Here is a 6,721-nt window from a genome sequence, read left to right on the forward strand (position 1 = left end):
AGGCCGCTGATGGTCGTGACCGGAGTGGCCGTGGCGGGAGCCACGGCCCTGACGGTCTCCCTGTGGCCGAGCGGGGGCAACGGCGCGCCGATGACACAGCAGCCCACCGACCCGCCCGCGGCCTCGCCATCGCCCAGTCGTACGTATCCGATGTCGACGACGCCTCGTACGATCCCGGCCGTACGCGAGCACACCCCCGCCCGCGGACCCGGCTGGCGTCCGGCCGACACGGGCCGCGTGGTCGTGAACGACGCCGGCCTCGCGGACGAGGGGCGGCTGCTCGCCGGGGAGCTGAAGCTCACGTACGCGGGGACGGGCGACGCCCGCGCCGGGGATGTACAGCTGGCCCTCACCGACGAGGACGCCGGAGCCGAGTCGTACACGATGGCCGTCAACGACGGGCGGGTGCGGGTCAGCGGGCCGGCGGAAGCGGGCGTGTTCTACGGGACGCGCACCCTGAAGCAGGCGGTGCGTGCGGACGGTGCCGCGCCCGAGGGGGTCGTACGCGACAGTCCGGCCAAGCCGCAGCGCGGGTTCATGCTGGACATCGCGCGCAAGCACTTCACGGCCGGGTGGATCGAGGACCGGATCCGTGAGCTGGGGGATCTGAAGTACAACCAGCTCGGGCTGCACTTCTCCGACGACCAGGGCTTCCGGATCGAGTCCGACAAGCACCCCGAGGTCGTGTCGGAGCAGCATCTGACCAAGGCCGAGGTGCGCCGCATCCTCGATCTCGCCGAGAGCCGGCACATCACCGTCGTCCCCGAGATCGACTCGCCGGGCCACCTCGGCGCGGTGCTCGACGCGCACCCCGATCTCCAGCTGCGCAACGTGAACGGCGTGGCCACGCAGGGAGCCGTCGACATCTCCAAGCCCGCGGCGGCGGACCTCGTGGACGAGCTGCTGAACGAGTACGCGGAGTTGTTCCCCGGGCGTTACTGGCACCTCGGCGCCGACGAGTACCGGGCGCTGATGGTCTCGAACCCCGAGGCGACGTATCCGCAGCTGGCCGCGGCCGCGCAGAAGAAGTACGGGGCGAACGCGGGCGTCGCGGACCTGGCGACCGGATGGCTCAACGACCGCGCCGGGCTGATGCGCGGGCACGACCGGACGACGCGGGCCTGGAACGACGGCTTCTTCCCCGGGGGTGCCGTCCAGGCCGCCGACGACATCCAGGTCGCGTACTGGACGGGCAAGGAGATCGGCGCCCGCCAGCCCACCGAGTACCTGCGGGCGGGCCGCGAGGTGATCAACTACAACGACGAGTTCCTCTACTACGTCCTCGGTCAGCCCAACCAGTTCGTCTACCCCACCGGGCAGCGCATCTACGAGCAGTGGACGCCCCTCGTCCTGCGCGGCACGACTCCGGTCTCCCAGGAGTACGACGACCAGATCCTCGGTGGCTCCTTCGCGGTCTGGTGCGATCTGGCGAACTCCCAGACCCAGGACCAGGTGGCCGCGGGGATCCGTATGCCGCTGCTGGCGCTGGGACAGAAGCTGTGGGATCCGCGGAAGCCGGGGGCGTCGTGGGGCGAGTTCACCGGACTGGCGCAGAAGCTGGGCTGACGTCGAGTCGGTGCGGTTGGGATGAGTTGACCGTTTCGGTAGCGAACGGCCGTACGACTGTGATGACGTTGGGGCCGAGTTGAACTGCAACGCCGGGGGGAGCCGGAATGGGTTACTGGGGGTACTACGTCGTCGGCAGGAGCGAGTCGCCGCTCGCCGAGCTGGACGCGTTGTCGGAGGCCAAGGGCCTGACGCTGCACGAGAGGGTCGACGACGGCTGGCAGGTGTGGGAGTACCCGATCGAGGACGGCACCGGTGATGTCGGGAACATGAGCCACCTCGCCGAGGAGACGGGCGCGCCCGCGCTCTTCGGGTACGTCATGGACAGCCAGTGTGTGGTCGTCGAGGCCGCCGCTCCGGAAAGCGGGGCGTGGACGAGTTGCCTGGCGCGGGACGCCATGGCCGGGTATCTGGGGGGCGCCGAGAACGGGCTGACGGTCGAGGACTACTTCCTGGAGCCGCGCGACGCCGCGGAGCGGGCCGTGGCCTGGGCCGCCGAGTCGGGCCGTACGGCGGAGGAGGAGCAGCTTCTCGAGGTGTTCACCGCGGACGCGGAACCGTCCGCCGAGATGCTCTTCTTCCAGTTCCTGGACCGGCTCGGGGTGATGCGCAGCTGAGACCCGGCGAGATTCGGCCACTCCGCACTGTGACGTTCCGGCCACGGAGGACGCAGTAAGGGGAAGTGCGGGCTCCGCAACAAGAGGCGCCCCACCGTAGGGAGGCGTGGATGAGCCTGGTGGAACTGATCGCTCAGGCCGACGAGCGCGGTCTTGCCGCCAGCGGTCTGGCATGTCTGGACCGCTGCATACCCTTGCTGGGTGGTGACGACGAGGTGCTGCGCCCGTTGTGGGCGAGCCTCGCCGAGGGCGCGGAGGCCGAGGACTGGGGCGAGCGCGTGGCGCGGGCCCGGGCGGAGCTGGAAGCCTCCCAGACTCCTGAGGGCGACGTCTCCGCCGAGGGCGAAGCCGCCACGCTCGCCCGTCGCATGCTCGACGCCGCGCCCGTGGAGCGTTCCGCCGAAAACCTGCGCGCATGGGCCGACGCCTGCTCCGTAGCCGCCCTCCAGGTCCACCGCCTGCTGGACGCGGCGGACGACGGCGCGTCCTCGGTGTCGGCCCGCCGCGAGGGCCGTACGCAGCACATGTCGCCCCTCGTCGCCGCCGAACTGCGCCGCCAGGTCGCCATCCTGGAACTGCTGTCGGGCGGCGGCGCCGCGAATCTGCGGCAGGCTCTGGACCTGTCGACGGAGGGGCGGCGCGTCTTGCGCGCGGTCGTGTCGCGGCGGGCCCGCGGGCGGGTCTGAGAGGGGACCGAGAGGCTGCCTCACGTTCGTGCCGCTGTGACATTTCTGGACGTCCCGGCGCTGATCGCCTTGGAGGGCACGCCCTCGAGGCGATCCATGGCGCGTGGCGCGGATCTCGGTGCGAACTCGGTGCGAACGAGGACAGTGTTGGGCCAGGGAGGCAAACCCCGCCGCGGGCAGGCGGCCGACGGGGAACTGGGCATGGCCGTCGCGCGGGCGCAGGAGGGGGACGAGGATGCCTTCTCGGTCGCGTACCGGCTGGTGCAGCCCGGACTGCTCGGCTATCTGCGCGGCATTGTCGGCGACGACGCGGAAGACGTGGCCTCGGACGCCTGGCTGGAGATCGCCCGGGATCTGGGGCGGTTCCGCGGGGACGGGGCCGGATTCCGCGGCTGGACCGCGACCATCGCCCGGCACCGGGCGCTCGACCATCTGCGGCGGCAGAAGACCCGGCCGCGGCCATCCGTACTGGAACAGGACGTCCTGGAACTCCCGGGCGTACACAACACGCACGACCAGGCACTGGAGTCCATCTCCACGGAGTACGCCCTGGAGCTGGTGTCGCGACTGCCGCGCGACCAGGCAGAGGCCGTACTGCTGCGGGTCGTGGTGGGCCTGGACGGTCCCGCCGCGGCGCGCGTGCTGGGCAAACGCCCCGGAGCGGTACGTACCGCCTCATACCGGGGTTTGAAGACCCTCTCTCGTCAGTTGGGTGCAGAAGGTGTGACGGATGACGGCCCCAGGACGCTGGGGGAGTCGGGATGAACGGCATGCGATCTTTGGGTAAGGGTGGACTCGGACATGGGTGAACGACGCGACGCCCCCACCCTTGAGGACCTCCTCGCCGCCGCCGTACGCGCCGACTCGCTCGACCCGGGCGCCGAGGACCGCGCCCGCGCCGCCTACCGCACCGCACGCCAGACGGGAGCCCACGGTGCGCGCACCCGGCGGCGGGACGACTGGCGGCCACGGGCCCACCGGAGGCTCGGGCGTTCGCTGCGGGCGACGCTGGCCGCGCTGGTGACGAGCGTGACCCTCGGCGGGGTGGCCCTCGCGTCGATCGGCTCGGTCGGCACGTCGGACGACGACGGCGGCGTACCGCGGCCCTCGAGGAGCGCGCCGGACCGGACTGCGGAGGATCCCGCCGCCACGCCCGGCCAGCGGGACGGCTTCTCCGCCACACCCTCCGACCGTCCGCCGTCAGCCCGGGACGAAGAGACCGGGCCCTCCGGCCGGCCGGTCAAGAAGCCGGGCTCCCCGTACCCCCGTACGGGTGAAAGGCCGGCCGCTTCGAACAAGCCGGCCGAGCCGAGCAAGTCCGGCAAGGCGGCCATACCCCCGAAGAACCCCGGCGGCGGCCCCACCCAAGGCCCGAAGAACTGATCCGACACTGATCTGATGTGGCGATATGCCCGGCGAACTGCGGCGATGCGCCCAGAGATGCCCGGAGAACAACATGGCCCGGCGTCTGCGACGGCAACGTGACCATGGCCGATGGCAACGGCCGGGGCCGCCACCCCCCACAGGAGAGGCCCCGACCGTCGCGCGGCACGGGCCGCGCGGCGACCCGTACTCTCTACAGCGCCGAGGGTGCGTTTTCTGTCACACCTCGGCGCGGCAAGGCTTGCTAGTACGTTGTACGCGCATGGACGACAGACGCTTTCTGGCCGTACCGTGCATTTCGCGCCGGATGCGGGGCAGGACCGCATCCAACAACTTGAGGAACCACGACGGCGAGAACCCGGTCCGCGAGAGCGGCGCCGGCTTAGGCGCAAAAAGGGGCGCGCGTGCTGGGGGACGACGCGGAGCTGACCGCCGCGGTGCTTGCGGCACAGGACGGAGACGAGACCGCGTTCCGGACTGTGTACCGGGCCGTGCATCCACGGCTGCTGGGGTACGTACGGACGCTGGTCGGCGACCTGGACGCCGAGGACGTCACATCAGAGGCCTGGCTGCAGATCGCGCGCGACCTCGAACGCTTCAGCGGAGACGCGGACCGCTTCCGCGGCTGGGCGGCCCGGATCGCCCGCAACCGCGCCCTGGACCACATACGGATGCGCGGCCGGCGCCCCGCGATCGGCGGCGACGAGACCGAGCTCACCGGGCGGGCGGCCGAGTCCGACACCGCCGGTGAGGCCATCGAGGCGCTCGCCACCGGCAACACCCTGTCCCTCATAGCCCAGCTCCCGCAGGATCAGGCGGAGGCCGTCGTACTACGCGTTGTCGTAGGCCTCGACGCGAAGACCGCCGCCGAGACGCTGGGCAAGCGCCCGGGAGCCGTCCGCACGGCGGCGCACCGCGGTCTGAAGCGGCTCGCGGAGCTGCTCGGCGCGGATCCGGAATCCACCGGCGCACTGAGTGCCGTACCCCCACAAAGAGAGCCGCGCAGCGACGCGGTGTCGTCCGCAGGTGTGACGCATATGCGTTCGCGGACGCAGAAGGACATGTGATGGCCGACGAGCAGTACAAGTGGTTGGACCGCACTACCGCGGAACGACTCCTGCGCGGAGAGCCACTCGAAACCGTCGACGCCGACAAGCGCGACCAGGCCGACCGGCTCGTCCGCGCGCTGGGCGCGCTGACCGCCGAACCCCCGCTGAGCAGCGCGGAACTCCCGGGCGAGGCCAATGCCATGGCCGCCTTCCGCAAGGCGCAGGCCGCCCGGGACGGCGAACACGCGAGCCTCGGGCACCGCGGCCATTCGCACACGGCCACCTCCGCCGACGCGGGACTCGTCCGACTCGGCCGCGCCTCGGCGGGTCGTCGCGGTCCGTCCCGCGTGGCCCGTCCGGTGCGTTACGGGCTCGCCGCCACGCTGGCCGCCGGGATGCTCGGCGGGGCAGCGATGGTCGCCACGGCCGGAGTGCTGCCGTTCACCGACGACGATCCGGAACCCGGAGCGACGGTGACCGCGCCCGCTACCCCGAAGCGTCCGCTGATCACTCCGTCCCCCGGCGAGACGCGGGGCGGCGCCCCTGACGTCCCGGATCGGGACGGCGACACAGGCGGTTCAACCGGCGACGGCTCTCCCTCGGCTCCGGACACCGGCGGCGACGCACGCAAGGAAGCGCCGGGGAGCACGCCCTCGCGGCCCGGAGCGGGCGACGCCGGCAATGAGGCGCGCTCCGCGGAGTGGTGGCAGAAGATCACCGCCGCCTGTCGGGACGTCCGTGACGGCAAGAAACTCAGCCCCGACCGCAGGCGCAGCCTGGAGGAAGCGGCGAACGGGCCCGAGCGCGTACGGCAGTACTGCACGAACGTCCTCGCGCAGTCCCAGGACCGGGACAACGCGGCGCCCGAGGGGAACGGCCAGGGCAACGGCGACTCCGACGACGCCGACGACTCCGACGACGGGGCCCACAACGGCGGCGGGAAGAACGGCAAGAACGGGAAAAACGGGAAGGGAGGGAAGGGCGGCAAGCACGGGAAGGGCAAGGACGAAGAGCCGGGCGAAATAACCCAGGCCACCGACGCCCCGACCAGCGACGTCCAGCGCGCCGCCCCCGCCCTCACCACCACCTCCGCCTAGGGGACCACCCCCGGCGAGGAGACGTCGACCCTGGCCTCAGGGGACGGCGCGACTCCGCTGTGCTCGACTCCATCGCGGCTCTGACCTGCGTTTTCGTACGCCTTCAGAGGTCTGGCCCGCAGGGTGTGACACTTTCGGCCGCGGCAGCGCAGTATTAAGTGAGCCGACTGGTCATCGGCTGGCGCACGAGCCGGGGTTCCCCCCGTACCCATGGCTCAGTGCACACTGGCGCGGGGGGGGGCCCGGCCCCCCCCCCCCCCCCCCCCCCCCCCCCCCCCCCGCCGCCCCCCCCCCCCCCCCCCCCCCCCCGGCCCCCCCCCCAC

Annotated in this window: 7 protein-coding genes; all 7 read left to right on the top strand. The window is 72.0% G+C overall.

Going from position 1 to position 6,721, the window contains the following annotated elements; genetic code table 11:
- Positions 1 to 9 precede the first annotated feature (9 nt).
- The 7 genes from ACGFNK_RS16265 (at position 10) to ACGFNK_RS16295 (ending at position 6,398) form a co-directional block, all read left to right on the top strand.
- The gene (locus tag ACGFNK_RS16265) at positions 10 to 1,566 is read left to right on the top strand and encodes a glycoside hydrolase family 20 protein (protein ID WP_393416233.1); all 1,557 of its coding nucleotides are present in this window, start codon (positions 10 to 12) and stop codon (positions 1,564 to 1,566) included.
- 107 nt (positions 1,567 to 1,673) lie between these two features.
- Positions 1,674 to 2,183: a hypothetical protein gene (locus ACGFNK_RS16270; protein WP_393416235.1), complete on the top strand. Its 510-nt coding sequence runs from the start codon at positions 1,674 to 1,676 to the stop codon at positions 2,181 to 2,183.
- 110 nt (positions 2,184 to 2,293) lie between these two features.
- A complete protein-coding gene (locus ACGFNK_RS16275) occupies positions 2,294 to 2,869 on the top strand; it encodes a hypothetical protein (protein WP_393416237.1) in 576 nt (191 codons plus the stop codon).
- Positions 2,870 to 3,016: 147 nt separating this feature from the next.
- Positions 3,017 to 3,634: an RNA polymerase sigma factor gene (locus ACGFNK_RS16280; RefSeq protein WP_393416239.1), complete on the top strand. Its 618-nt coding sequence runs from the start codon at positions 3,017 to 3,019 to the stop codon at positions 3,632 to 3,634.
- A 36-nt stretch (positions 3,635 to 3,670) separates the two neighbouring features.
- Positions 3,671 to 4,252, top strand: coding sequence for a hypothetical protein (locus tag ACGFNK_RS16285; RefSeq protein ID WP_393416241.1), 582 nt, complete (start codon positions 3,671 to 3,673; stop codon positions 4,250 to 4,252).
- Between the two features lie 404 nt (positions 4,253 to 4,656).
- On the top strand, positions 4,657 to 5,319 hold the full coding sequence (locus ACGFNK_RS16290; RefSeq protein ID WP_393416243.1) for an RNA polymerase sigma factor: 663 nt from the start codon (positions 4,657 to 4,659) through the stop codon (positions 5,317 to 5,319).
- Positions 5,319 to 6,398 carry a hypothetical protein gene (locus ACGFNK_RS16295; protein WP_393416245.1) on the top strand — a complete coding sequence of 360 codons (1,080 nt, stop codon included), beginning with the start codon at positions 5,319 to 5,321 and terminating at the stop codon, positions 6,396 to 6,398. Before ACGFNK_RS16290 ends, ACGFNK_RS16295 begins: the two co-directional genes overlap by 1 nt.
- Positions 6,399 to 6,721 lie beyond the last annotated feature (323 nt).

It is taken from the genome of Streptomyces sp. NPDC048825, assembly GCF_043198355.1.
GTDB lineage: Bacteria > Actinomycetota > Actinomycetes > Streptomycetales > Streptomycetaceae > Streptomyces > Streptomyces xiangluensis.